Annotated in this window: 25 protein-coding genes; 14 read left to right on the forward strand and 11 right to left on the reverse strand. The window is 59.6% G+C overall.

The genetic code is table 11. The annotated features are described in order from the left end of the window. Positions 1 to 6: 6 nt before the first annotated feature. The 3 genes from pcaF to MKS11_RS17400 are packed head-to-tail and all read right to left on the reverse strand — an operon-like array spanning position 7 to position 2,573. Positions 7 to 1,209 (reverse strand): 3-oxoadipyl-CoA thiolase, encoded by a 1,203-nt coding sequence (gene pcaF, locus MKS11_RS17390; protein ID WP_004887005.1) that lies wholly within the window; start codon positions 1,207 to 1,209, stop codon positions 7 to 9. A gap of 10 nt (positions 1,210 to 1,219) precedes the next feature. After that, positions 1,220 to 1,876: a 3-oxoacid CoA-transferase subunit B gene (locus MKS11_RS17395; protein ID WP_064177882.1), complete on the reverse strand. Its 657-nt coding sequence runs from the start codon at positions 1,874 to 1,876 to the stop codon at positions 1,220 to 1,222. Between the two features lie 10 nt (positions 1,877 to 1,886). Further along, a complete protein-coding gene (locus MKS11_RS17400) occupies positions 1,887 to 2,573 on the reverse strand; it encodes a 3-oxoacid CoA-transferase subunit A (RefSeq protein WP_004887011.1) in 687 nt (228 codons plus the stop codon). 169 nt (positions 2,574 to 2,742) lie between these two features. Between MKS11_RS17400 and MKS11_RS17405 the strand changes: the two genes are divergently transcribed. Then, complete coding sequence (locus MKS11_RS17405) at positions 2,743 to 3,549, forward strand: IclR family transcriptional regulator C-terminal domain-containing protein (protein WP_004887014.1); 807 nt, start codon at positions 2,743 to 2,745, stop codon at positions 3,547 to 3,549. Here MKS11_RS17405 and smrA read toward each other — a convergent pair. Both smrA and MKS11_RS17415 read right to left on the reverse strand, forming a co-directional pair. Beyond that, positions 3,546 to 4,109, reverse strand: a complete 564-nt coding sequence (gene smrA, locus MKS11_RS17410; RefSeq protein ID WP_004887017.1) for a DNA endonuclease SmrA — start codon at positions 4,107 to 4,109, stop codon at positions 3,546 to 3,548. The genes MKS11_RS17405 and smrA overlap by 4 nt on opposite strands. A 101-nt stretch (positions 4,110 to 4,210) precedes the next feature. Then, positions 4,211 to 5,119, reverse strand: coding sequence for a LysR family transcriptional regulator (locus MKS11_RS17415; RefSeq protein WP_043523122.1), 909 nt, complete (start codon positions 5,117 to 5,119; stop codon positions 4,211 to 4,213). Positions 5,120 to 5,285: 166 nt separating this feature from the next. On the opposite strand from MKS11_RS17415, the gene MKS11_RS17420 reads away from it, so the two are divergent. The 3 genes from MKS11_RS17420 to abgT all read left to right on the forward strand — a co-directional run bounded on the left by MKS11_RS17420 (position 5,286) and on the right by abgT (position 9,690). Further along, a complete protein-coding gene (locus MKS11_RS17420) occupies positions 5,286 to 6,596 on the forward strand; it encodes a M20 family metallo-hydrolase (RefSeq protein WP_043523124.1) in 1,311 nt (436 codons plus the stop codon). Further along, complete coding sequence (locus MKS11_RS17425) at positions 6,596 to 8,041, forward strand: M20 family metallopeptidase (protein WP_048294800.1); 1,446 nt, start codon at positions 6,596 to 6,598, stop codon at positions 8,039 to 8,041. The genes MKS11_RS17420 and MKS11_RS17425 overlap by 1 nt, the downstream gene beginning before the upstream one ends. Positions 8,042 to 8,163: 122 nt before the next feature. Continuing rightward, on the forward strand, positions 8,164 to 9,690 hold the full coding sequence (gene abgT, locus MKS11_RS17430) for a p-aminobenzoyl-glutamate transporter (RefSeq protein ID WP_023318148.1): 1,527 nt from the start codon (positions 8,164 to 8,166) through the stop codon (positions 9,688 to 9,690). A 32-nt stretch (positions 9,691 to 9,722) separates the two neighbouring features. Here the strand turns inward: abgT and MKS11_RS17435 are convergent, their stop codons facing one another. Continuing rightward, complete coding sequence (locus MKS11_RS17435; protein ID WP_032455956.1) at positions 9,723 to 9,881, reverse strand: hypothetical protein; 159 nt, start codon at positions 9,879 to 9,881, stop codon at positions 9,723 to 9,725. A 267-nt stretch (positions 9,882 to 10,148) separates the two neighbouring features. Here MKS11_RS17435 and ogt point away from each other — a divergent pair, with 267 nt between their 5' ends. The 3 genes from ogt to uspE all read left to right on the forward strand — a co-directional run bounded on the left by ogt (position 10,149) and on the right by uspE (position 12,700). Then, positions 10,149 to 10,664, forward strand: a complete 516-nt coding sequence (ogt, locus tag MKS11_RS17440; protein WP_004887029.1) for a methylated-DNA--[protein]-cysteine S-methyltransferase — start codon at positions 10,149 to 10,151, stop codon at positions 10,662 to 10,664. 194 nt (positions 10,665 to 10,858) lie between these two features. Beyond that, positions 10,859 to 11,611 carry a fumarate/nitrate reduction transcriptional regulator Fnr gene (gene fnr, locus MKS11_RS17445; RefSeq protein ID WP_004887031.1) on the forward strand — a complete coding sequence of 251 codons (753 nt, stop codon included), beginning with the start codon at positions 10,859 to 10,861 and terminating at the stop codon, positions 11,609 to 11,611. Between the two features lie 138 nt (positions 11,612 to 11,749). Further along, positions 11,750 to 12,700 (forward strand): universal stress protein UspE, encoded by a 951-nt coding sequence (gene uspE, locus MKS11_RS17450; RefSeq protein WP_004887033.1) that lies wholly within the window; start codon positions 11,750 to 11,752, stop codon positions 12,698 to 12,700. 119 nt (positions 12,701 to 12,819) lie between these two features. On the opposite strand, the gene MKS11_RS17455 is transcribed toward uspE, so the two are convergent. The 3 genes from MKS11_RS17455 to pntA form a co-directional block, all read right to left on the reverse strand. Continuing rightward, the gene (locus MKS11_RS17455) at positions 12,820 to 13,008 is read right to left on the reverse strand and encodes a YdiH family protein (protein ID WP_004887037.1); all 189 of its coding nucleotides are present in this window, start codon (positions 13,006 to 13,008) and stop codon (positions 12,820 to 12,822) included. A 148-nt stretch (positions 13,009 to 13,156) separates the two neighbouring features. Next, complete coding sequence (gene pntB, locus MKS11_RS17460; RefSeq protein ID WP_004887040.1) at positions 13,157 to 14,545, reverse strand: Re/Si-specific NAD(P)(+) transhydrogenase subunit beta; 1,389 nt, start codon at positions 14,543 to 14,545, stop codon at positions 13,157 to 13,159. Positions 14,546 to 14,555: 10 nt separating this feature from the next. Then, the gene (gene pntA, locus MKS11_RS17465) at positions 14,556 to 16,085 is read right to left on the reverse strand and encodes a Re/Si-specific NAD(P)(+) transhydrogenase subunit alpha (protein WP_087770982.1); all 1,530 of its coding nucleotides are present in this window, start codon (positions 16,083 to 16,085) and stop codon (positions 14,556 to 14,558) included. 521 nt (positions 16,086 to 16,606) lie between these two features. On the opposite strand from pntA, the gene ydgH reads away from it, so the two are divergent. The 3 genes from ydgH (at position 16,607) to folM (ending at position 19,876) form a co-directional block, all read left to right on the forward strand. After that, positions 16,607 to 17,557 (forward strand): DUF1471 family protein YdgH, encoded by a 951-nt coding sequence (gene ydgH, locus MKS11_RS17475; protein ID WP_004887044.1) that lies wholly within the window; start codon positions 16,607 to 16,609, stop codon positions 17,555 to 17,557. 177 nt (positions 17,558 to 17,734) lie between these two features. After that, entirely contained in the window at positions 17,735 to 19,117 is a 1,383-nt protein-coding gene (locus tag MKS11_RS17480; RefSeq protein WP_284109634.1) for an amino acid permease, read from the forward strand. Between the two features lie 36 nt (positions 19,118 to 19,153). Continuing rightward, positions 19,154 to 19,876, forward strand: a complete 723-nt coding sequence (folM, locus tag MKS11_RS17485; RefSeq protein ID WP_043523132.1) for a dihydromonapterin reductase — start codon at positions 19,154 to 19,156, stop codon at positions 19,874 to 19,876. Here folM and MKS11_RS17490 read toward each other — a convergent pair. Further along, complete coding sequence (locus MKS11_RS17490; protein ID WP_004887053.1) at positions 19,873 to 20,208, reverse strand: GlpM family protein; 336 nt, start codon at positions 20,206 to 20,208, stop codon at positions 19,873 to 19,875. The genes folM and MKS11_RS17490 overlap by 4 nt on opposite strands. 128 nt (positions 20,209 to 20,336) lie before the next feature. Between MKS11_RS17490 and rstA the strand changes: the two genes are divergently transcribed. The 4 genes from rstA (at position 20,337) to tus (ending at position 24,221) form a co-directional block, all read left to right on the forward strand. Then, complete coding sequence (rstA, locus tag MKS11_RS17495) at positions 20,337 to 21,053, forward strand: two-component system response regulator RstA (RefSeq protein WP_087770984.1); 717 nt, start codon at positions 20,337 to 20,339, stop codon at positions 21,051 to 21,053. Between the two features lie 232 nt (positions 21,054 to 21,285). Next, positions 21,286 to 21,648: a hypothetical protein gene (locus MKS11_RS17500; protein WP_057214895.1), complete on the forward strand. Its 363-nt coding sequence runs from the start codon at positions 21,286 to 21,288 to the stop codon at positions 21,646 to 21,648. A gap of 263 nt (positions 21,649 to 21,911) precedes the next feature. Further along, a complete protein-coding gene (rstB, locus tag MKS11_RS17505) occupies positions 21,912 to 23,213 on the forward strand; it encodes a two-component system sensor histidine kinase RstB (RefSeq protein ID WP_049004202.1) in 1,302 nt (433 codons plus the stop codon). A 75-nt stretch (positions 23,214 to 23,288) separates the two neighbouring features. Next, positions 23,289 to 24,221 (forward strand): DNA replication terminus site-binding protein, encoded by a 933-nt coding sequence (tus, locus tag MKS11_RS17510; protein WP_087770985.1) that lies wholly within the window; start codon positions 23,289 to 23,291, stop codon positions 24,219 to 24,221. Here tus and fumC read toward each other — a convergent pair. Then, positions 24,211 to 25,611, reverse strand: coding sequence for a class II fumarate hydratase (gene fumC, locus MKS11_RS17515; RefSeq protein WP_004887066.1), 1,401 nt, complete (start codon positions 25,609 to 25,611; stop codon positions 24,211 to 24,213). The two genes, tus and fumC, sit on opposite strands and share 11 nt — an antisense overlap. Positions 25,612 to 25,885: the final 274 nt, after the last annotated feature.

Here is a 25,885-nt window from a genome sequence, read left to right on the forward strand (position 1 = left end):
GGCTCCTTAAACACGTTCAATAATCAGGGCGATCCCCTGCCCGACGCCGATGCACATGGTGCACAGCGCGTAGCGGCCGCCGGTCCGTTTCAGCTGGTAAGCCGCGGTCATCGCCAGGCGGCCGCCGGAGGCGCCGAGCGGATGCCCCAGGGCAATCGCCCCGCCGTTGGGGTTCACATGGGCGGCATCGTCCGGTAAGCCCAAATCGCGGGTCACCGCCAGCGCCTGGGCGGCGAAGGCTTCATTCAGCTCAATCACGTCCATCTGGGCTAACGTCAGGCCGGTCTGCGCCAGCACCTTCCGCACCGCCGGCGCCGGGCCAAAGCCCATAATGCGCGGCGCCACTCCCGCCGTCGCCACGCCGACCACCCGGGCCAGCGGTTGAAGATCGTTGGCCGCCAGCGCGGTTTCGCTGGCCAGCAGCAGCGCGCAGGCGCCATCGTTAACGCCGGAGGCATTCCCGGCGGTGACGCTGCCGTCGGCGCGCACCACGCCGCGCAGTTTAGCCAGCGCCTCCAGCGAGGTGCTGCGCGGGTGTTCATCGCGGCTAAACCGCAGCGGCTCGCCTTTGCGCTGCGGCACCTGGACGGCGATCAGCTCATCGGCGAAACGTCCTGCCTCCTGGGCCGCGGCGGCGCGCAGTTGACTGCGCAAGGCGAACGCGTCCTGATCGGCGCGGGAAATGGCAAACTCATCGGCGACGTTTTCCGCCGTCTCCGGCATGGAATGGACACCGTACAAGGCTTTCATCTGCGGGTTAATAAAGCGCCAGCCGATGGTGGTATCTTCCATCTGCATGTTGCGGCTAAAGGCGCTCTCCGCTTTACCCATCACAAACGGCGCCCGGGACATGCTCTCCACCCCGCCGGCGATCATCAGCTGCGTTTCACCGCTTTTAATCGCCCGCGCCGCGACGCCGATCGCGTCGAGGCTGGAGCCGCACAGGCGGTTGATGGTGCTACCGGGCACGCTCTCCGGCAGCCCGGCTAGCAGCAGCGCCATGCGCGCCACGTTGCGGTTGTCTTCCCCGGCCTGGTTGGCGCAGCCCAGAATCACATCATCAATGCGCGAGGGATCCAGGCCCGGGTTACGCTCCAGCAGCGCTTTCAGCGGCAGCGCCGCGAGGTCGTCGGCGCGCATCGTCGCCAGAGTACCACCAAAACGGCCAAAGGGTGTACGCACCGCATCACAGATAAATGCCTGATTCATCATAGGTTCCTTACGCGCTTTCCGCCAGTTGTTCAAAGGTCAGCGTCACCGGAGTGATGCGCTGCAGCTCTTCAAAAGAGAGACCGTTAAAGATTTCCCGCACCACCGGGCCGCGGTCGGTAATGTCGATCACCGCCAGGTCGGTATAGAGCCGGCTCACGCAGCCGACGCCGGTCAGCGGGTAGCTGCACTGTTCCACCAGCTTGCACTCGCCGTCGCGGGTCAGATGGTCCATCATCACAAACACCTGGCGAGCGCCGATGGCCAGATCCATCGCCCCGCCGACCGCCGGGATAGCGTCCGGCGCGCCGGTGCTCCAGTTGGCGAGATCGCCGCTGGCGGAGACCTGATAGGCCCCCAACACGCAGATATCGAGATGGCCGCCGCGCATCATGGCAAAGGAGTCGCCATGGTGGAAATAGCAGCCGCCCTGCAGGAGGGTGACGTACTCTTTTCCGGCATTGATCAGCTCCGGATCTTCTTCGCCAGGCAGCGGTTTCGGCCCCATGCCCAGCAGACCGTTCTCGCTATGCAGGAACACCTCTTTGTCGGCAGGCAGGTAATTGGCAATCCGGGTCGGCAGGCCAATGCCGAGGTTAACGTAAGCGCCTTCGGGAATATCGCGGGCCACGCGCTGGGCCATTTCGTCACGGGTCAGTTTTTGCATCTCGGGCTCCTCAGGCACGTTGTGCGGCAGTCAGGTTTTCCAGCGAGAAGAGGCGCTGGACGAAAATGCCGGGGGTGATAATGTGTTCAGGGTCGAGGTCGCCCAGCGACACCAGCTGCGAGACTTCAACGATGGTGGTTTTCGCCGCCGTCGCCATAATCGGGCCAAAGTTGCGTGCCGCCTTGCGATACACCAGGTTGCCCCAACGGTCGCCCTGGTGAGCTTTAATCAGCGCGAAATCGGCTTTGATCGGATACTCCAGCACATAGTGGCGGCCGTCGATTTCCCGTGTCTCCTTCCCTTCCGCCAGCGGCGTGCCGTAGCCGGTGGGGGTAAAGACCGCGCCCAGCCCGGCGCCGGCGGCCTGGATCCGCGCCGCGAGGTTGCCCTGCGGCACCAGCTCCAGCTCCACTTTGCCGCGGCGATAGAGGTCATCAAAAATCTGTGAATCGACCTGGCGCGGGAAGGAGCAGATCATTTTGCGCACCCGGCCAGCCTTCAGCAGCGCCGCGAGCCCCACTTCTCCGTTGCCGGCGTTGTTGTTAATGATGGTCAGGTCGCGGGCGCCCTGGTCAATCAGGGCGTCAATCAGAAAGGTCGGCTGGCCGGCAGGACCAAAGCCACCGATCATAATAGTCGCCCCGTCGTGGATCCCGGCGATGGCCTCGCTCAGCGTCGATACGCTTTTATCAATCATCAGGTCGCTCCATTGGTGTGCGGTAATCGCACTTTTATTCGTTGTTCGCACAAAATGTGACCCGCTTAACGATGTCGGTCAAGGGCGATAATCGAAATATGGTGCGATAATCGAACATCGGTTATCTTTAGCGAAAGAATGTGATCGATGGCAAATATGGGGAACAGAAATGGATAAGCATCCAGACGATTTACTGACCGGCGACGGCGATCCGTTTAAGGGCGATCCTAACTTTATGGCCTCGCTGGCGCGCGGCCTGGAGGTCATTCAGGCATTCACGCCGCAGCGGCCCCTGCTGTCTATCTCACAGATCAGTCAGAAGACCGGTATTCCGCGCGCCGCGGTGCGCCGCTGCCTGTATACCCTGAGCAAGCTGGGGTTCGTCTATGCCGAAGACGGTAAAAACTTTCAGCTACGGCCGCGGATCCTGGCCCTCGGTCACGCCTGGCTGGCCTCGACGCCGCTGGCGCGTTCGGCGCAGCCGGTGCTGCGGCATCTGAGCGAAATGCTCAACGAGTCCTGCTCCATCGCCACCCTCGATGGCGACGATATTCTGTATATCGCCCGCGCCTCCAGCTCGCGGATCATGACCATCGACCTCGATATCGGCAGCCGCCTTCCGGCGTGGGCGACCTCGATGGGCCGGGTGCTGCTCAGCCATCAGCCAGAGGAGAAGCTCAACGATATGCTGGCCAGGGTAACCATGATCCGCTATACCCCGCAGACGGTGGACTCGGTGGCGAAGCTGCGCGCCGAGCTGAAACGGGTGCATCAACAGGGGTATGCCCTCAACGATCAGGAGCTGGAGATGGGCCTGCGCTCCCTCGCGGTACCGCTGTTTAACGCCCAGGGTCAGGTGCAGGCGGCGCTGAACGTCGGGGTGCATGCGGGCCAGATGTCGGCCCGCGAAATGATCGACCGCGTGCTGCCGGAGCTGCAAAAAGCCGCCCGCGAGCTGACGCTGCTGATGCGCTAACGGCTGCGCTTGGCGTGCTGCTCCCAGGTCTCCTGCTTCGCTTCGGCCGATTTACGCAGCGCGACATAGCAGGCGCCGCTGCCGCCGTGGTGCGGAAGCGCGGCGCAGAAGGCCTGCACCTCCGGCAACTCTTCCAGCCAGCGCGCCAGATAGCTGCGGATGATATTGGCGTGGGACTGATCGTCGCGGCCTTTGCCGTGAACGATCAGCACATTGCGTAACCCCTCTTTCTGCGCCTGCACCATAAAGGCGAAGAGCATCTGCCGGCACTGCTCCACCGGCTGGCGCAGCAGGGAGAGGCTCGCCTGCTGGCCGTATTTCCCCCGCCGCAGCTTATCCAGCACGCCGCTCTGCAGCCCTTCGCGCTTAAACTCCAGCGGCGTGGCGAGCGGTACGATATCGAGATAGCCGGTAGTGAGAAAATTATCCAGTTGCAGGGTGTCGACGCGCTGCGGGGCGCGACTGTTGCGCCCGGGATGCCAGTGCACGTCATTGTTACGTTTCAGGGGCTGGACATCTTCCATGGCGTCAAGAAACAGGGATTTGTCATCAAGGTTCATGGGCTCTCCTCCAGCGGCTGTCGCCAGCTACTATAGCCGCCTCGCGCTCCCCCCTCAATGCGTTTAGCCCCGTCTGCTGGCAAAGTGAGCGCGACGGGCGGTTAAGGAAACCATTGTCGACTCTGGCGGCGAAACAGGGTGATTAATGACGCCGTTAGCGGCGTCTGTCGGGTGTCGCGCCGCTGGATCAGAAAATAGGCCGCCGTCGGCAACGCTTCGCGGACGGGGATCATCATCAGCTTGTCCGCCATCAGCGGATCGTTGCCGAGCTCCACCGGCAGGATACTGAGAAAATCGCTTTTCACCACCAGGCTGATGCACGACGAGAAGGTCTCGCACACAATATTCACCTTTGGCGCCAGCCCGGCCTGATTAAACCTGTCCTGCAGCTGTTTAAAGTAGCTGCCGCGCGGCGTCGGCATGGTCCAGTGGTGATCCATCAGCTCCACCAGCGAGGTGGCCTGCGCCGCCGGATGCCCCACGCGAGCGAACACCGCGAACGGTTTCTCAAACAGTTTTTCAAAGCTGAACTCATGGTCGTATGGCCCGGGATAGTAGGTATTGATGGTGAAATCCAGCTCTCCCTGGCGCAGCTCATTGATCATCGCCAGCAGCTGGCCCTCCATGATCCGCACCTTCACCTGAGGATGCTGCTGATGAAAGCGGCAGATCACCGACGGCATCAGCGACCGGGCGACGCTGGCGCCAAGGCCAATATTGATCTGCCCGGCCTGCTCTCCCTGACGCTGCAGCAGTTCATCCTGCGCCGCCCGCAGCTCCTCAAGGATCAGGCTCGCATGTTGATAAAAACTTTCGCCATTGTCAGTCAGCGCCACCCCCTGGCGGCGGCGGACGAACAACTGAGCGGAAAGCCCCTCCTCGAGCTCTTTAATCGCTTTGGTCAGGGCCGGCTGCGAGATCGCCAGCGAGCGGCTGGCGCCGCGAATACTCCCTTCCCGGGCCACCTCGACGAAGGCGCGAATTTGATGAAATTTGATCTGAAAGGCCATGCTTTTGGTGATAACCGTTGTTTATCAGACGCAAGAAAATGACATCTACTGTAATCCATCAGGCTGTGGCAGGTTAAGAGCGTTAAGGCCTGTAGCGTGTCAGTGATAAATAAAAGCTATCACATCGTGAACGCCATCACATTTTTTACTTATGACAGGATAAGCTATGCCGCAACTTGATGAATACCTGCGCCAGCTGGCGCCAGCCATGACCCAATGGCGCCGCGATTTTCACCTGCACGCTGAATCCGGCTGGCTGGAGTTTCGCACCGCCAGTAAGGTGGCGGAGATCCTCGACGGGCTCGGCTACCAGCTGGCGCTGGGGCGCGACGTCATCGATGCCGACAGCCGGATGGGGCTGCCGGATGAGGAGACCCTGGCCCAGGCTTTCGAGCGCGCCCGCGAGCAAGGGGCGCCGGAACGCTGGTTGCCGGCGTTTGAAGGCGGGTTCGCCGGCGTGGTGGCGACGCTCGACACCGGACGTCCCGGCCCAACACTGGCCTTTCGCGTCGACATGGACGCCCTCGACCTCAATGAGCAGCACGATGACAGCCATCGCCCCCATCGCGACCATTTCGCCTCCTGCAACGCCGGCATGATGCACGCCTGCGGCCACGATGGGCATACTGCCATCGGGCTGGGGCTGGCGCATGTGCTCAAGCAGTATGTCGCCCAGCTCAATGGCGTCATTAAACTGATTTTCCAGCCTGCTGAAGAGGGTACCCGCGGCGCCCGCGCGATGGTGGCCGCCGGCGTGGTGGACGAGGTGGACTATTTTACCGCCATCCATATCGGTACCGGCGTCCCGGTCGGCACCGTGGTGTGCGGTGGCGACAACTTTATGGCCACCACCAAATTCGATGTGCAGTTCAGCGGCGTGGCCGCTCATGCCGGCGGCAAGCCTGAAGATGGGCGCAACGCGCTGCTCGCCGCCGCCCAGGCCGCCCTTGCCCTGCACGCCATCCCACCGCACAGCGCCGGCGCTTCGCGGGTCAACGTCGGGGTGATGCAGGCCGGCACCGGACGCAACGTGGTGCCCTCTTCGGCCCTGTTAAAAGTGGAAACCCGCGGCGAAAGCGAAGCCATCAACCAGTATGTTTTTGACCGGGCGCAGCACGTCATCGCTGGGGCCGCGGCGATGTATCAAGCCGGGTACGAGTTACGCATGGTGGGGGCCGCCACCGCCAGCGCCCCGTCGCCGGCGTGGGTGGCGTACCTGCGCGAACAGGCCGCGCGGGTGCCCGGCGTGCAGCAGGCGGTGGATCGCATCGCCGCCCCGGCGGGATCGGAAGACGCCACCCTGATGATGGCCCGGGTCCAGGCGCGCGGCGGCCTTGCGTCATACATGATATTCGGCACCGAACTGAGCGCCGGTCATCACAACGAGAAGTTTGACTTCGACGAGAGCGTAATGACGGTCGCGGTCGACACCCTGGCGCGCGTCGCGCTTAACTTTCCCTGGCAGCGGGGGGTGTGATGGACCCGATTTTTCAGTTTGTAGAAGAGGTGATTGAGGCAAGCCGCGAGACCTATTGCGCCATCGCCGATGATATCTGGGACCACCCGGAGACGCGCTTTGAGGAATTCTGGTCCGCCCGGCGGCTGGCGGACGCCCTGGAAGCGGAAGGTTTCCAGCTGACCCGTGATGCTGGCGGGATCCCCAATGCTTTTATCGCCAGCGTCGGCGAGGGCCAACCGGTTATTGCCCTGCTGGGCGAGTTTGACGCCCTGGCGGGTCTCAGCCAGCAGGCCCATTGCGCGGAGCCGACATCGTCAACGCCGGGGGGCAACGGTCACGGCTGCGGGCACAATCTGCTCGGGACAGCGGCTTTCGCCGCGGCGGTTGCCGCCAAAAAATGGCTGCAGCAGCACGGCGGCGCGGGCACCCTGCGCTTCTACGGTTGCCCGGGGGAAGAAGGCGGCTCGGGCAAAACGTTCATGGTGCGCGAAGGGCTGTTTGATGACGTCGATGCGGCCCTCACCTGGCATCCGGAGGCCTGGGCCGGGATGTTCAGCACCCGCACCCTCGCCAACATTCAGGCGGCGTGGCGCTTTACCGGCACCGCCGCCCACGCCGCCAATTCGCCGCACCTGGGGCGAAGCGCCCTGGACGCAGTCACCCTGATGACCACCGGCAGCAACTTCCTGAATGAACATATTATCGAGAAGGCGCGGGTTCATTACGCCATTACCGATACCGGCGGCGTCTCGCCCAACGTCGTCCAGGCCCAGGCGGAAGTGCTGTATCTCATCCGCGCCCCGGAGATGGCAGATGTAGAACAGATCTTCGCCCGCATTGAGAAGATTGCCCAGGGGGCCGCGCTGATGACCGAGACCCACGTCAGCTGCCGCTTTGAAAAAGCCTGTTCCAGCTATCTGCCCAACCGCACGCTCGAAGCGGCGATGTATCAGGCGGTAGCGCATTACGGCACGCCGGCATGGAGCGACGACGATCGCGCCTTTGCCGCGGCGATCCGCGCCACGCTCAGCGCCAACGATATCAACAACAGCCTGAACAATATCGCCGGCACCGGCGGCGAGGCGGGGAAAACCTTCGCTCGTCGCCACCGCGATACGCTGCTGATTGATGAGGTGGCGCCGTGGGCGGCCACGGATACAATTCTCGCCGGCTCCACCGACGTCGGGGACGTCAGCTGGAAAGCGCCGGTGGCCCAATGCTTCAGCCCCTGCTTCGCGGTGGGTACCCCGCTGCACAGCTGGCAGCTGGTGAGCCAGGGACGCACCGCCATCGCCCATAAAGGGATGCTGCTGGCGGGGAAAGTCCTCGCGGCGACGGCGATCCGTTTATTCAGCGACCGCGCGCTGCTGGAGGCCAGCCAGCGAGAGCTCAGGCAGGCGCTGGCCGAACATCCTTACCGCTGCCCGATTCCGGCGGAGGTGAGACCGTCGGTTTTACGATAACCATAAGACCAGACCGCTCCTGACAGACGCTGACCGGCATAGCGGCACGCACCGACCATAATAACCGCCGGCAGTACGGGAGCAGGCCTGCCCAACACAACAACGACAACAGAGGAACGCCCATGAGTATGTCATCCATACCGTCGCCTTCCCCCGCCGGAAAGCGCTATGGCTGGGTAGAGAAGATCGGTAATAAGGTCCCGCACCCGTTTTTGCTGTTTATCTATCTTATCGTGGCGCTGATCGCCGCCACGGCGATACTCTCCGCCTTCAACGTCGGGGTGCAAAACCCTGCGGACGGGTCGCGGGTGGTGGTCAAAAACCTGCTCAGCGTGGAAGGGCTGCACTGGTTTTTACCGAACGTGATTAAAAACTTCAGCGGTTTCGCGCCGCTGGGGGCGATCCTCGCCCTGGTGTTGGGCGCCGGCTTTGCCGAGCGGGTGGGCCTGTTGCCCGCGCTGATGGTCAAGATGGCCTCCCACGTTAGCGCCCGTTATGCCAGCTATATGGTGCTATTCATCGCCTTTTTCAGCCATATCTCTTCCGACGCCGCGCTGGTGATCATGCCGCCGCTGGGGGCGCTGATGTTTCTCGCTGTCGGTCGGCATCCGGTCGCCGGCCTGCTGGCGGCGATAGCCGGCGTGGGCTGCGGCTTTACCGCCAATTTACTGATCGTCACCACCGACGTGCTGCTCTCCGGGATCAGCACCGAGGCGGCCAAATCCATCGATGCCTCTCTGCACGTCAGCGTGATCGACAACTGGTACTTTATGGCGACCTCGGTGATCCTCCTGACCCTCGTCGGCGGTTTAATCACTGACAAGCTGGTGGAGCCGAGGCTCGGACAGTGGCAAGGCAGCCGCGACGAAAAGCTGCAAACCTTGACCACCGAGGAGCGTTTCGGCCTGCGCATCGCCGGGGTAGCAACGCTGGCGTTCGTGGCGGTCATCGCCCTGATGGTGGTTCCTGAAAACGGCATTCTTCGCGATCCGGTTCAGCACACGGTGATGCCCTCGCCGTTTATCAAAGGCATCGTGCCGCTGATCATCTTTTTCTTCTTTGTCGTGTCGCTGGCTTACGGTATCGCCACTGGCAAAATTCGCCGTCAGGCCGATCTGCCGCAGTTGATGATTGAGCCGATGAAAGAGATGGCCGGATTTATCGTGATGGTCTTCCCGCTGGCGCAGTTCGTGGCGATGTTCAACTGGAGCAATATGGGCAAGTTTATGGCCGTTGGCCTGACGGACCTGCTGGAGAGCGCCGGCATGAACGGCGTCCCGGCGTTTGTCGGTCTGGCGCTGCTGTCGGCTTTTCTGTGCATGTTTATCGCCAGCGGCTCGGCCATCTGGTCGATTCTGGCGCCGATCTTCGTGCCGATGTTTATGCTGCTGGGCTTCCACCCGGCGTTTGCGCAGATCCTGTTTCGCATCGCCGATTCATCGGTGCTGCCGCTGGCGCCGGTTTCACCGTTTGTACCGCTGTTTCTCGGTTTTTTACAGCGCTACCGACCCGACGCCCGCCTCGGGACTTACTACTCGCTGGTGCTCCCTTACCCGCTGATTTTTCTCGCCGTCTGGCTGCTGTTGCTGGTGGGCTGGTATCTGGCAGGACTGCCCATCGGCCCTGGCATTTATCCGCGGCTCCCTTAAGCCGCTGAAGCGCCAGGGACGGCTGCTTACTCTTAACGCGGCACCTTCATTTTGACCTTACGGGGGACATCTGCGGCTCCGGCGAAGATGCCGAAAAGCGCGCGATACCCGCGTTCGAGCAACAGCGTGAGGCCGTGGATAACCAGGCCGCTGAAGATCAATACGATTACACCAGTCAGTATATATTGCATAGCCCCACCTCTGAGTTATTAACCGCGCCGCGACGACGCGGTGGCACCTTCCCGGGCGCGCAAAGCGGCGCGGAGGACCGGCGTCGTCAGCTTAAAAGTAGCAAAAACCATGCCCGATAACCCGCCAGGATCGATCCAAAAATAAATCAACGTACAGGCCGCAGGAAGCCGGCCGGGGATACGGGTTTATCTTTTGGGAGTATAGTTGACCGCCGCCGGCGCGTGGTATCGTGTGGCCCTCGTGTACGATGGTGGATGACTGAAACGATGTTGACCTTGCTGCAGGATAAAATGGATACCCCGCTGGGGGCGCTGTGGGTACTCTGCGACGAACAGTTTAATTTACGCGCCGTCGAGTGGGACGAGCACCGCGATCGGATGGAAACCCTGCTCGACGTACACTATCGCCGGGAAGGCTATCAGCGCGTCGACTGCCGCAATCCGGGCGGTCTCAGCAGTAAGCTGAACGACTATTTTGCCGGCGACCTGGCCGTTATCGAGACCCTGCCTACCGCCACCGCCGGCACCCCTTTCCAGCGCCAGGTCTGGCAGGCGTTGCGCGATATCCCCTGCGGCCAGGTGATGCACTACGGTCAGCTGGCCGAAGCGCTCGGTCGTCCCGGCGCGGCACGCGCGGTGGGGGCCGCCAATGGCGCCAACCCGGTGAGTATTGTGGTGCCTTGCCATCGGGTCATCGGGCGTAACGGTACGATGACCGGCTATGCCGGCGGCGTGCAGCGTAAAGAGTGGCTTCTGCGCCACGAGGGCTATCTGTTGCTTTGACTGAAAATGCCTTTTCTGGAATTTTCAGGTAATTTTACAATCAAATGTGGCTGAATAATCTATTTTTAATCAAGCAGATATCAGCCTGTTTTGATTTCCCCTGCTGATATTACGTGTTTCAGAGCCTGAAGACTTACCTGCTCATCAAAAAGATGTTAAAATTGACCAATATCAATTAAGGCCTGAGCAGACATATGATCCCTGAGAAGCGAATTATTCGACGCATTCAGTCTGGCGGTTGTGCTATCCATTGTCAGGATTGCAGTATCAGCCAGCTCTGCATCCCCTTTACTCTGAACGAGCACGAGCTTGATCAGCTGGATAATATTATCGAGCGGAAAAAGCCCATCCAGAAAGGTCAAACCTTGTTCAAAGCCGGTGATGAGCTGAAATCGTTGTATGCCATTCGCTCCGGGACCATCAAAAGCTACACCATCACCGAGCAAGGCGATGAGCAGATTACCGGCTTCCACCTGGCGGGCGATCTGGTGGGCTTTGACGCCATCGGCACCGGCCTGCACCCGAGCTTCGCCCAGGCGCTGGAAACCTCGATGGTATGCGAGATCCCCTTTGAAACCCTCGACGATCTTTCCGGAAAAATGCCGAATCTGCGTCAGCAGATGATGCGCCTGATGAGCGGTGAGATCAAAGGCGACCAGGATATGATCCTGCTGCTTTCCAAAAAGAACGCCGAAGAGCGCCTGGCCGCGTTTATCTATAACCTGTCCCGCCGTTTCGCGCAGCGCGGTTTCTCTCCCCGTGAGTTCCGTCTGACTATGACCCGCGGCGACATTGGCAACTATCTCGGCCTCACCGTCGAAACCATCAGCCGTCTGCTGGGGCGTTTCCAGAAGAGCGGCATGCTGGCGGTGAAAGGCAAATACATCACCATTGAAAACGGCGACCTGCTGGCCCAGTTGGCCGGTCAGGCGCGTAACGTCGCTTAATCTCCGCGCAACACCTGGTCAGGATCGGCAATTTTTTCAGATTTGTTGATCTGACCAGGCTCCTCCCCTGTTTCAATTCATCCATATAGGTTATCTTTTTAATAACTGACGGTAGCTGCAGTTGTAAGGAGACCCTGTATGGCGAAGTATCAGAGCATGCTGGTAGTAATCGATCCTAACCAGGACGACCAGCCGGCGCTAAGGCGAGCGGTGTACCTGCACCAACGGATTGGTGGACGCATCAAAGCCTTTTTGCCGATCTATGATTTTTCTTATGAAATGACCACCCTGTTGTCGCCGGATGAACGGACGGCGATGCGTCAGGGCGTCATTGCCCAACGAACGGCCTGGATCCGCGAGCAGGCGAAATTCTATCTTGAATCCGGTGTGCCGATTGACGTGAAGGTGGTGTGGCACAACCGCCCCTTCGAAGCCATTATTCAGGAAGTGATCAGTGAGAAACACGACCTGCTGCTGAAGATGGCCCACCAACACGACAAGCTGGAAGCGGTGATCTTCACCCCGACCGACTGGCATCTGCTGCGTAAGTGCCCTTGCCCGGTCTGGATGGTGAAAGACCAGCCATGGCCAGAAGGCGGTAAAGCGCTGGTCGCCGTCAATCTGGCCAGTGAAGAAAATTATCACAACACCCTCAACGAGAAGCTGGTGCGCGAGACCCTGTCGCTGGCGGAAGAAGTCAACCACACTGAAGTGCACCTTATCGGCGCCTATCCGGTCACCCCGATCAATATCGCGATTGAGCTGCCGGATTTCGATCCCAGCGTCTACAACGACGCCATCCGCGGCCAGCATCTGCTGGCGATGAAAGCCCTGCGGCAGAAGTTTGGCATTGACGAGAAATTCACCCACGTGGAAAAAGGGTTGCCTGAGGAGGTGATCCCGGATCTCGCCGAGCATCTGCAGGCGGGGATCGTGGTGCTGGGTACGGTCGGACGAACCGGCCTCTCCGCGGCGTTCCTTGGCAATACCGCGGAGCAGGTTGTCGACCACCTGCGCTGCGATCTGCTGGTGCTTAAACCAGAGGCCTATCAGACGCCGGTGGAACTGGACGACGACGACGACGATTAATCTTCCCTCCCGGAACGTTCATCATCCCCCGTCTCGCGGGGGATTTTTTTGCCCGCTTTCCCTCAGGCACAAAAAAGGGCCGCTTGCGGCCCCGTCATGGCATGGCGACCCTGAACGACTCAGTGGATACCCAGACGCCAGGCCAGATCGATCTCTTCTTTCAGCTCCAGCGAGGAGAGCGCCATCAGGTCAGCAAACTCCAGTTCCAGCAGTTTAAGTTTTTTCAGATACTGCGCTGGAGTCATGACGGTGGTGTCGCGGCGTAAGAATTCGATGGCCATCTGCGTTGGGGTTAACTCGGTATCCATAATATCCTCTGTCTGATGTAAGAACCGGAACATTATATCACCTTTTACCGCTTATTTTATGAACAATCCCTGGCATCCTTGTGCATATAAAAAAGCCGTCTCACAGGAGACGGCTTATAAACAAACGTTGTAAAACAATAATGTTACATTACAGCGCTTTCAGGATCGCATCGACGCTGGCTTTGGCATCACCGAACAGCATATGGGTGTTCTCTTTAAAGAACAGCGGGTTCTGTACGCCGGCGTAACCGGTGTTCATCGAACGCTTAAAGACCACCACGTTCTGCGCTTTCCACACCTCAAGCACCGGCATGCCGGCGATCGGGCTCTTCGGATCGTCCTGCGCCGCCGGGTTGACGGTATCGTTAGCGCCGATGACCAGCACGGTGTCGGTATCGCTGAAATCATCGTTGATCTCATCCATCTCCAGCACGATGTCGTAAGGCACTTTAGCCTCCGCCAGCAGGACGTTCATATGTCCCGGTAGACGGCCGGCGACCGGGTGAATGCCAAAGCGCACCTTAATGCCGCGCGCCCGCAGCTTCTCGGTAATTTCTGCCACCGGATACTGCGCCTGGGCCACCGCCATACCATAGCCCGGGGTGATGATGACCGAGTGCGAATTTTTCAGCATCTCCGCCGTCTCTTCGGCGCTAATTTCACGGTGCTCGCCCACTTCTTCATCGCCGCCGCTGGAGGAACCATCGGTGCCGAAGCCGCCGGCGATCACGCTGATAAAGGAGCGGTTCATCGCCTTACACATAATGTAAGAGAGGATGGCGCCGGAAGAGCCCACCAGCGCGCCGGTGACGATCAGCAGGTCATTGCTCAGCATAAAGCCCGCCGCCGCCGCCGCCCAGCCCGAGTAGGAGTTGAGCATCGAGACCACCACCGGCATGTCCGCGCCGCCGATGGAGGCCACCAGGTGCCAGCCGAAGGCCAGCGCGATCGCGGTCATCACCAGCAGGCACAGGACCTGGGTGCCGGTGCTATCGGAGCGCACAAAAATCACCATCAGGATGAAGGAAACCACCAGCGCCGCCAGGTTAAGCTTATGGCGATTAGGCAGCATCAGCGGTTTGGAGGAGATCTTGCCGCGCAGTTTACCAAACGCCACTACCGAACCGGTGAAGGTCACCGCGCCGATGAAGATGCCGAGGAACACTTCGGTCAAATGGATATTGACCAGAATCTGCTCCATGCCGGTTTCATGCTGCAGGTAGCTGTTAAACCCTACCAGCACCGCCGCCAGGCCAACGAAGCTGTGCAGGATGGCCACCAGCTCCGGCATCTCGGTCATTTCGACCTTCTTCGCCAGACGAATACCGATTGCCCCACCGATCACCATCGCGAGGATAATCCAGCCGACGTTGCCGGCGTCCGGACCCAGAATAGTGGCGATCAGGGCGATGGCCATCCCGGCGATGCCGAAATAGTTGCCCTGCTGCGAGGTTTCGTGTTTCGACAGACCCGCCAGGCTGAAAATAAACAGGATTGCAGCAACAATGTATGCAGCTGTAACTAATCCACCAGACATGTGCTACCCCTTATCCTTTGCGAAACATTTTCAGCATGCGCTGAGTCACGGTAAAACCACCGAAAATATTAATGCTGGCGATCAGTACCGCGATAAAGCTCAGGAAGCTGACCCAGCCGCCGTGGCCTATCTGCAGCAACGCGCCAACTACGATAATGCCCGAAATGGCGTTCGTCACCGACATCAGCGGCGTATGCAGCGCATGGGAGACATTCCATACCACGTAGTAACCCACCACGCAGGCCAGCGCGAAGACGGTGAAATGGCCGAGGAACTCTTTAGGCGCCACGTTGGCCAGCCAGCCGAAGAGAATAATCGCCAGCGCTATCAGCGCATATTTGCGCCACGGCGACGCCGGTTTCACCTCTTCTTTCGGCGCTTCCACTTTTCTCGCTGCGGCCTGCGGCTGAGCGGAGACCTGAATCGGCGGCGCCGGCCAGGTGATTTCGCCTTCACGCACCACGGTCACACCGCGCACCACCACGTCATCGAAATCGATGACGATATTGCCGTCTTTCTCTTTGCACAGCAGCTTCAGCAGGTTCACCAGGTTGGTGCCGTAGAGCTGGGAGGACTGGGTCGGCAGACGGCCTGGCAGGTCGGTATAACCGATAATTTTCACGCCGTTGGCGGTGGTCACCACTTCGCCCGGCACGGTGTACTCGCAGTTGCCGCCGTTTTGCGAGGCGAGATCGACCACCACGCTGCCCGACTTCATGGCGTCAACCATTTCCCGGGTGATCAGCTTCGGCGCCGGCTTGCCCGGAATTAACGCCGTGGTGACGATAATATCGACCTCTTTTGCCTGGGCGGCGAACAGCGCCATTTCGGCCTGAATAAAGGCCTCGGACATCACCTTGGCATAGCCGTCGCCGCTGCCCGCTTCCTCTTTAAAATCCAGTTCGAGGAATTCGGCGCCCATACTCTGCACCTGCTCCTTCACTTCCGGACGGGTATCGAAGGCGCGAACAATCGCCCCCAGGCTGTTGGCGGCGCCAATCGCCGCCAGACCGGCCACCCCGGCACCGATAACCATCACCTTGGCGGGCGGAACTTTGCCTGCCGCGGTAATCTGCCCGGTAAAGAAACGGCCGAATTCATGGGCCGCTTCAACGATAGCGCGGTACCCGGCGATATTGGCCATTGAGCTGAGCGCATCCAGCGACTGGGCGCGGGAGATACGCGGCACCGAATCCATCGCCATCACGTTGATATTGCGGGCCGCCAGTTTTTCCATCAGCTGCGGATTTTGCGCCGGCCAGATAAAACTAATCAGCGTGGTTCCTGGATTCAACAGGGCAATTTCATCGTCATTCGGGGCATTGACCTTGAGGATGACATCAGACTGCCACACCTCGTCGCCGGTCACGATCTCAGCCCCCGCCTGGGCGAAGGCCTCATCGTCAAAGCTGGCCAGCTTCCCGGCGCCGCTTTCTACCGCGACGCTAAAGCCGAGTTTGAGCAACTGCTCAACGGTCTTCGGCGTGGCGGCGACCCGGGTCTCCAGGGCTAGCCTTTCTTGTGGTACACCAATACGCATAGTTTTCCCTTCCATCGGTTTTTGATGATGGTTTACTTTTCTGACCAACAACGACAGGACGGCAAAATCGTCCTCGCCGTCTTTCGCTGTCTGCAAAATGAAACAGTAACAAACTTTTTATAACCTACTGAAAATAGCGATTGTGATCTACAGCGATAAAACAGAAATTTTGATTTTATTGCTTATTGTCAGCACAGATGGTTCCGGGCAGCAATATTTACCTGTATTTGCCTTTCAGGCCTGATAATCCGCTTATCCAGTGGTATAAAACGCCATTTATCGCCATTGAGATCATTGTATTAACATTACATTAACTAATAAAAGTGGTATCGATTATCGTTTTTGCTGGTCAAGCGGCTGTTTTTTCAACATATCGAAAAATGTTATCTTTCCGTGGTATACGATTCGGGCGGCAAGCAAAAAATGACGCAGACAGTCACAGCGATTAAATGCAATAATCAAACGTTTTCAGTCAACAACAACACCAGTATATGGTTTGCGCAAGGCAAAGGATTATTTTTATGAAGCTTAAAAACACCCTCCTGGCGTCTGCTCTCCTGACAACCGCCACGTTGTCTGCCCACGCAGCGACCGAGTTGACCCCGGAGCAGGCGGCTGCGCTGAAGCCCTACGATCGCGTTGTCGTCACCGGCCGGTTTAATGCCATTGGCGACGCGGTGCAAGCGGTATCACGCAAAGCTGACAAAGACGGCGCGGCCTCATTCTATGTTGTCGACACGTCGGATTACGGCAATGGCGGCAACTGGCGCGTCACGGCTGACCTCTATAAAGACGACGCGCCGAAAGCGGATGCGCCGAAAAATCGCATCATCAATGGCGTGATGGAGCTGCCGAAAGATCAGGCCGTTGAGCTGATGCCTTACGACACCGTCACCGTCCAGGGCTTCTATCGCAGTCAGCCGGAAGTGAACGACGCCATCACCAAAGCGGCGAAAGCGAAAGGCGCCTATGCGTTCTTCATCGTCCGCCAGGTGGACGCCAACCAGGGCGGCAACCAGCGCATTACCGCCTATATCTACAAAAAAGATGCGGAGAAACGCGTTCTGCAGAGCCCGGACGCTATCCCGGCTGATTCTGAAGCCGGCCGCGCGGCGCTTGCCAAAGGCGGCGAAGCGGCGAAAAACGTCGAAATCCCGGGCGTCGCCACCACCGCGGCGGTTGGCTCCGGCACCGGTGTAGGTCGTTTCTTCGAGACCCAGTCGTCGAAAGGCGGACGTTACACTGTCACGCTGCCGGACGGCACCAAAGTTGAAGAAGTGAACAAAGTGACCGCGGCGCAAATGGTGCCGTTCGATAACATCAAGTTCACCGGCAACTATGGCAACATGACGGAAATCTCTTATCAGACGGCGAAACGCGCGGCGAAGAAAGGGGCGAAGTACTACCACATTACCCGCCAGTGGCAGGAACGCGGCGGCAACATCACCATCAGCGCCGATTTGTACAAATAATCGCTGCTGACTGGCTAAAAAGGCGGCGCATCGCCGCCTTTTCATTTTTTTTCATCCCCCGCCATTGCATGGCCCCCGGACACTCCGTAAAATCCCGCGCCTTAGCGCAATCCTCCATTTTTATGCGATTTCGCAAAATAAATATTCTGGAACAGCCATTTTCACCTCGGGAATGCAATGGAAAAGAAACTGGGCCTGAGCGCCCTGACCGCCCTGGTCCTTAGCTCAATGCTCGGCGCTGGCGTATTCAGTTTGCCGCAAAATATGGCGGCCGTGGCCAGCCCTTCCGCTCTGCTCATCGGCTGGGCGATCACCGGCGTCGGGATCCTGTTCCTCGCCTTCGCGATGCTGCTGTTGACCCGTATTCGCCCCGACCTCGACGGCGGGATCTTCACCTACGCCCGTGAAGGGTTCGGCGAGCTGATCGGCTTCTGTTCCGCATGGGGCTACTGGCTGTGCGCGGTGATTGCCAATGTCTCTTATCTGGTGATCGTCTTTTCTGCGCTCAGTTTCTTCACCGATACCCCTGAGCTGCGCCTGTTTGGCGATGGCAACACCTGGCAGTCGATCGTCGGCGCTTCAGTTCTGCTGTGGGTAGTCCACTTTCTGGTCCTGCGTGGGGTGCAGACGGCGGCGGGGATTAACCTGGTCGCGACCCTCGCCAAGCTGTTGCCGCTGGGGGCGTTTGTCGCCCTCGCCGCCCTGGCCTTTCAGCTGGATACGTTCCGCCTCGATTTCAGCGGCGTGGCGCTGGGCGTACCGGTGTGGGAGCAGGTTAAAAACACGATGCTGATCACTCTGTGGGTGTTCATCGGCGTCGAAGGCGCGGTGGTGGTCTCCGCCCGCGCGCGTCACAAGCGCGACGTTGGGCGCGCGACGCTGCTCGCGGTGCTTTCGGCCCTCGCGGTGTATCTGCTGGTCACCCTGCTGTCGCTGGGTGTGGTGCCGCGTAGCGAACTGGCCGAAATGCGCAACCCGTCGATGGCGGGACTGATGGTCAGACTGATGGGCTCGTGGGGTGAAATTGTGATTGCCGCCGGGCTTATCGTGTCGGTGTGCGGCGCCTATCTCAGCTGGACCATCATGGCCGCCGAAGTGCCTTACCTCGCGGCCACCCACAAAGCCTTCCCGCGCCTGTTCGCCCGTCAGAACCGCAACAACGCCCCCTCCGCCTCGCTGTGGCTGACCAATATCAGCGTTCAGGCGTCGCTGGTTTTGATCTGGCTGACCGGTTCGGACTACGGCACCCTGCTGACTATTGCGTCAGAGATGATCCTCGTGCCCTATCTGCTGGTCGGCGCCTTTTTGCTGAAAATCGCCACCCGTCCGCTGCATCAAGCGGTGGGTATCGGCGCCTGCATTTATGGCTTATGGTTATTATACGCGTCGGGACCTGCGCATTTGCTGTTGTCGGTGGTACTTTACGCTCCGGGTCTTCTGGTCTTTTTGTACGCGCGGCGTACGCACCAGCACGATCGTTCGCTCAAACGCCGCGAATTGGCGCTAATTGGTTTATTGCTGGTTGCCGCTGTGCCGGCAACGTGGATGCTGGTGGGGTAAGCGGTCGCCCTGCCGCCTAAATCAAAGGAGATACCCATGGCTGAAATACAGCCCCGCCCGGTTCTGATCACAGGAGGAGGCCGCCGCATCGGCCTCGCGCTGGCGCACCATTTTCTGCAGCAACACCAGCCGGTCATCGTCAGCTATCGCACGCCCTATCCGGCGATCGATGACCTACGCCAGGCAGGCGCTCTCTGTCTGCAGGCCGACTTCAGCAGCGATGACGGCATTCTGACCTTTGCCGAAGCGGTTAAATCGCATACCAGCGGCCTGCGGGCCATCATCCACAACGCCAGCGACTGGATGGCGGAGAAGCCGGGAGTACCGCTCAGCACGGTGATCAACCGCATGATGCAGATCCACGTCCATGCCCCCTATCTGCTCAACCACGCGCTGGAAGAACTCCTGCGCGGTCACGGCCATGCCGCCAGCGACATTATCCATATCACCGATTACGTGGTGGAGCGCGGGAGCGATAAACATATCGCCTACGCCGCCAGCAAGGCCGCGCTGGACAACATGACCCGCTCCTTCGCCCGCAAGCTGGCGCCGGAGATCAAAGTCAACGCTATAGCCCCGTCGCTGATCATGTTCAATGAAGGTGACGACGAGGCGTATCGTCAGCAGGCGCTGGATAAATCGCTGATGAAAATCGCCCCGGGCGAGAAAGAGATCAGCGACCTTATCGACTATCTGTTTACCAGCCGCTACGTGACCGGCCGGTCATACGCCGTCGACGGCGGTCGCCCTCTGCGTTAGTGGAAGCGGCTCCAGCCAACAATCAACAGCCAGGCGCACAGCCCCCAGCACCCCACTGCGCCTGCCAGCGCTAACGGCAGGCGCATGATCCCGGTGAAGTACCACAGCGACAGCAGATAGATAAAATAGGGAACGATCGACCACATGCCGAACACGATAGTGGCGCGCAGGGCTTCAATACCACGCTCGCTGGCAACAATATAGTGAGCGATGAGCGCAAAGGTGGGAAACAGCGGAATAAGCCCGGCGATGGCGTAGTTTTTGGTTTTCGCCAGCACGCCAATCAGCACCACCACCAGCGCGCCCAGCAGCCCTTTGATTAACAGCCCCATGTCCTTATGCCTTAACAATGAATCAACAAGTTAGCGCAGCATAGCGGAATTAGCGCTGTTTATAAAACAGGAATGGCGGGTAAAATAGCCGCGGTGTATGTTACTTCTTTTACTGATGTGCAATAGACATGAATAAAATCGTTTTTGTTGAGGATGATCCTGAGGTAGGAGCGCTGATCGCCGCCTATCTCGGCAAGCATGATATGGAGGTGGTGGTCGAGCCTCGCGGCGACCGCGCAGAGGAAGTGATCGCGCGGGAGAAACCGGACCTCGTGCTGCTGGACATTATGCTGCCCGGCAAGGACGGAATGACCCTCTGTCGCGATCTGCGTGGGCAATGGCAAGGGCCGATTGTTCTGCTGACCTCGCTCGACAGCGATATGAACCATATCCTCTCCCTGGAGATGGGCGCCAGCGATTATATCCTGAAGACCACACCGCCGGCGGTGCTGCTGGCGCGACTGCGTCTGCATTTGCGCCAGCATATCGCCCCGGCGGGTACAGGCGCGCCTTCGGCGCTGACCCCGCACAAGACCATCTCCTTTGGCTCACTGACCATTGACCCGGTCAACCGCCAGGTGCTGCTCGGCGGAGAAAGCGTCGCCCTGTCCACCGCCGATTTCGACCTGCTGTGGGAGCTGGCCACCCACGCCGGGCAGATTATGGACCGCGACGCCTTGCTGAAAAATTTACGCGGCGTCACCTACGACGGGATGGATCGCAGCGTTGACGTCGCTATCTCGCGCCTGCGCAAAAAACTGCTCGATAACGCCACCGAACCCTACCGGATTAAGACGGTACGCAACAAAGGCTACCTCTTCGCCCCCCACGCCTGGGATAACTGAGCGGTCCGTCTGCGGCCCTGAAAGGGGCCCGTTTCACCGCCTGTTCCCCGGCGGCAAGCGCATCACATTTTTCCGCCACCTTCGCGCTGGCTGACCGCCACCCATTTGTCATATTGAGTAAATCAATATGTTTCGCCGTACAGAAGCCCATCACATAACCCCTCAATATGATTGTGCTCAAGGACTTAGCGTTATCAGAGTGGCATAAAGTCTGAAAACACAGGACTTTTGCATGATGAAATACGTTGTACTTTTGGCACTTACTCTCTTCACGTCACTCTCTGGCTGGGCTTTTTCTCTCGACAACGCCGATATCCGGCTCCTCTGTCCACAGCGCGGGCAGATTAAGGTGCTTCTTCACCGCTATCAACATACCCAGCAATCCTGGGGAGATCACCATTTCGAAACCGGCGGCGGATACATGCGCCAGGGGCCGCTGCTGGTGATCCCGTTTGCTAATCTTGATCAGATGATTTACCACCAGACCACTGGCGAATTTGCTTACTGGTATGCCGAAGCAGAACAGCTGGTGCGCTGTCGGCTGCTGAGCCTGGCCACCCTCTATCCGGTGGATATACCCTACTATCGCGAGTAGCGCCCAGCGGCGCGCAGAATACGCTGGCCACAATCCCGGCCTCATGCAGACGTAAGCCCGCAATGAGTGACACTGTCACATTTTTAACGACGTCGCTCCCCCCGGCTGGCTATTGTCAGGGGGCATAAACCCTGCTTTGATAGCGTATCGGTTATGCCCGCGCGGGCTTCGGCTCGCCCCGGTAAATCCGTGACGTTTTCGCCCTGCCCTGCAGATGGTCCGGGGCGCCGGCAGGTTTCTCTTTTTGAATATGCGGTAATGTAATGAAAAAGCTGTTCGTGCAGTTCTATCTTCTGCTCTTCGTCTGCTTTCTGGTGATGACCATGCTGGTGGGCCTGGTCTATAAATTTACCGCTGAACGCGCCGGAAGGCAGTCGCTTGACGATCTGATGAAAAGCTCACTGTATTTGATGCGCAGCGAGCTGCGGGAAATCCCGCCTCGCGACTGGAGCAAGACGCTTAAAGAGCTGGACCTTAATCTGTCGTTCGACCTGCACATCGAGCCGATGAGCAAATTTAAATTGTCGGAAAGCTCGATGCAGCACCTGCGCGCTGGGGATATTGTCGCGCTCGACGACCAGTACACCTTTATCCAGCGCATCCCCCGCAGCCACTATGTGTTATCCGTGGGTCCGGTACCCTATCTCTATTTTCTGCATGAAATGCGCCTGCTGGACGTGGCGCTGATGGCGTTTATCGCTATCTCGCTGGCCTTCCCGGTGTTTATCTGGATGCGTCCGCACTGGCAGGACATGCTGCGCATTGAGACCGCCGCCCAGCGCTTTGGCGAAGGCCACCTCAGCGAGCGTATTCATTTTGACAGCATGTCCAGCTTTGAGCGGCTCGGGGTGGCCTTTAACCAGATGGCCGACAACATTAACGCGCTCATTGCCAGCAAAAAGCAGCTGATTGACGGCATCGCCCATGAGCTCAGGACGCCTCTGGTGCGCCTGCGCTACCGTCTGGAGATGAGCGAAAACCTCACCGAGGCGGAATCGCAGGCGCTGAACCGTGATATCGGCCAACTGGAGGCGCTCATTGAAGAGCTCCTGACCTACGCCCGTCTCGACCGCCCGCAGACGGAGCTCAGCCTGACCACCCCCGATTTTCCCGCCTGGATCAGCGACCACGTCGAGGATATCCAGATGGTCAACCCGCAGCGCGAGGTCTGCCTGGCGACGCTGACCCGCGGCAACTATGGCGCGCTGGATATGCGGTTGATGGAGCGGGTGCTGGATAATCTGGTGAATAACGCCCTGCGCTACAGCAGTCAGCGGGTGGCGGTCAGCCTGACCCTGCAGGGTTCCCGCGCGTCGTTGCAGGTCGATGATGACGGCCCGGGCATTGCCCCCGAGGAGCGCGAGCGGGTGTTCGAGCCTTTTGTTCGTCTTGACCCCAGCCGCGATCGGGCGACCGGAGGCTGCGGCCTCGGCCTGGCCATCGTCCACAGTATCGCCCAGGCGATGGGAGGCGAGGTTCGCTGCGAGGCCAGTCCTCTCGGCGGCGCCCGTTTCTGCTTTAGCTGGCCGGTCTATCATCAGTTACCCGATTTTACCTCTGCCTGAATAAAAGTTGCACAGCGGCCGCGGGCTGGGTATGCTGTAAAAATCGAATAGTATGTTGTAACTAAGGTGAATGCGATGGCCAGCTACGACCTCGTTGAACGTCTGAATGATACCTTTCGCCAGATCGAGCTGGAGCTGCAGGCGCTGCGCCAGGCGTTAACGACCTGTCGACTGCTGGCGGGCCGGGTGTTTGAGCTGCCGGCAATCAGTAAAGATGCCGAGCATGACCCGCTGGCGAACATTACTGTCGTCCAGCACACCGGGGAGGCGGCGCTGGATCTCGCCCTGCGACACTATGGCCATCTGTTTATCCAGCAGCAATCGGAAACCCGCAGCAGCAAAGCCGCCGTCCGCCTGCCGGGTGCTATCTGCCTGCAGGTCACCGCCGCGGAACAGCAGGCGCTGCTGGCGCGCATTCAGCAGATCAACGCCCTTAAGGCCACCTTCGAGAAAATCGTCACCGTCGACTCTGGCCTGCCCCCCACCGCCCGCTTTGAGTGGGTGCATCGCCATCTGCCTGGATTAATTACCCTCAGCGCCTATCGAACGCTAACGCCCCTTCTCGACCCGAGCACTATCCGCTTCGGTTGGGCCAATAAGCACGTGATCAAAAACCTGACCCGCGACCAGGTGTTGATGATGCTGGAGAAAAGCCTGCAATCGCCACGGGCGGTGCCGCCCTGGACCCGCGAGCAGTGGCAGAGCAAACTGGAGAGGGAGTATCAGGATATCGCTGCCCTGCCGCAGCGGGCGCGGCTGAAAATTAAACGGCCGGTGAAAGTGCAGCCGATTGCCCGCGTCTGGTATGCCAGCGAGCAGAAACAGGTGCAGTACGCCTGCCCCAGCCCGCTGATCGCCCTGATATCCGGCAGCCAGGGGGTCAGCGTGCCGGATATCGGCGAATTGCTCAACTACAATGCCGACAACGTGCAATACCGCTACAAACCGGAGGCGCAGTCGCTGAGATTACTGATCCCTCGTCTGCACCTCTGGCTGGCTAGCGAGTAGCCAGGCTGCCGACCATCAGCTCCGGGCGCACCCAGCTGTCGAATTCGGCTTCCGTCAGGTAGCCCAGCGCCAGCGCCGAGGCCTTCAGGGTCAGCCCCTCATGGTGCGCTTTTTTGGCGATCTCCGCCGCTTTATCATAGCCGATATGGGTATTCAGCGCGGTCACCAGCATCAGCGACTCGTTGAGCAGCTGGTTGATCCGCTCGCGATTCGGCTCAATCCCCACCGCACAGTGCTCGTTAAAGCTCGCCATGCCGTCCGCCAGCAGACGCACCGACTGCAGGAAGTTGTGAATGACCATCGGCCGATAGACGTTGAGCTCGAAGTTACCCGAGGCGCCGCCGATATTCACTGCCACGTCGTTACCCATCACCTGGCAGCAGACCATGGTCAGGGCTTCGCACTGCGTCGGGTTGACTTTGCCGGGCATAATCGATGACCCGGGCTCGTTTTCCGGGATGGCGATTTCCCCTATCCCGCAGCGCGGCCCGGAGGCCAGCCAGCGGACATCGTTAGCGATTTTCATCAGCGAGGCCGCCAGACCTTTCAGCGCGCCGTGGGCATGGACCAGGGCATCGACGGTGGCCAGCGCTTCGAATTTGTTCGGCGCGGTGACAAACGGCTGTCCGCTGAGCGAGGCCAGTTCGGCCGCCACCCGCACGGCATATTCCGGATGGGTATTCAGCCCGGTCCCCACCGCCGTCCCGCCCAGCGCCAGCTCGGCGAGATGCGGCTGGCTGGCGTCAAGATGCTTCAGGTTATGGTCCAGCATCGCCACCCAGCCGGAGATTTCCTGGCCTAAGGTGAGCGGCGTGGCATCCTGCAGATGGGTGCGACCGATCTTAACGATATCCCTGAAGGCCACCGCTTTTTCGTTGAGCGTGGCCCGCAGCGCCTGCAGCGGCGGGAGCAATTTTTCCCGCAGCGCAATCAGCGCCGCGACGTGCATGGCGGTGGGGAACACATCATTCGAGCTTTGGCTTTTATTGACATCGTCATTGGGGTGGATTTTTCGCGCCATCCCCCGCTCACCGCCGAGCAGTTCACTGGCGCGGTTGGCCAGCACCTCGTTCATATTCATATTGCTCTGGGTGCCGGAACCGGTCTGCCAGATAGCCAGCGGGAACTCCTGGGGGTGTTTTCCGGCCAGCACTTCGTCAGCGGCGGCGACGATCGCCCCGGCTTTCTCCGGCGTCAGCAGGCCAAGATCCTGATTGACCTTCGCCGCCGCCCGCTTGGTCAGCGCGAGGGCATATATCAGTTCCCCGGGCATTTTTTCGGTCGAGATGCGGAAATGCTCCAGAGAACGCTGGGTCTGGGCGCCCCAGAGTTTATCGGCCGGGACGTCGATGGCGCCCATCGAGTCTTTTTCACTGCGATGCGTTGTCATTACTTTCTCCTTGGATGAAAAGTGCGTCATAGCGACAAAGCTCACCTGCTTAAAAGAGTAAGTATTGGCCAGATTGAAAAGTTGTTTTGGTGGTTCGTGCCGCGGAGCGGCATAAAAAAACCGCCCCGAAGGGCGGCCCAGACCGCTGACAAAATGCAATCGTCGGGATTGCCCGGCGGCGCTGCGCTTGCACGGGCCTACAGAGAATTGCTTAACTGTTTAATATTGCTGTTTTTCGTAGGCCGGGTAAGGCGGAAGCCGCCACCCGGCTGAA

It is taken from the genome of Klebsiella sp. K5-45 (assembly GCF_030128605.1).
Taxonomy (GTDB): Bacteria; Pseudomonadota; Gammaproteobacteria; order Enterobacterales; family Enterobacteriaceae; genus Klebsiella; species Klebsiella quasipneumoniae.